Source organism: Corynebacterium sp. UMB0012 (assembly GCF_030216265.1).
In the GTDB taxonomy this organism is placed as follows: Bacteria; Actinomycetota; Actinomycetes; order Mycobacteriales; family Mycobacteriaceae; genus Corynebacterium.
Map to the genome: position 1 here is coordinate 1 of NZ_JASOKQ010000135.1, position 241 is coordinate 241.

1 pseudogene is annotated in these 241 nt (G+C 50.2%); it reads right to left on the minus strand.

From position 1 onward, the window contains the following. Positions 1-241: pseudogene (locus QP324_RS12175) on the minus strand (hypothetical protein); the annotation flags it as partial.

The following is a 241-nucleotide window of genomic DNA, read 5'->3' on the forward strand; positions in this document are numbered from 1 at the left end:
TTGCCACTACTGCCGTTTGCGTCATACCCAATCCATACCGGACGATTCCCCATCGGGCGGGGAGCAAAAGGTTTCCAGTCTTTCCAGTCGTCGTATCCGTCAACACCGCAGCCAATCAGGATATTCAGGTTAAATGCCGATTCCCCTTCGCGGACAAACTCACACATATAGAGATTGAGGAACTCGTCTTCGGTGTTTTCATCACGAATTTCGTCGATATCGGTGTGTTTCCAGCCGTGTT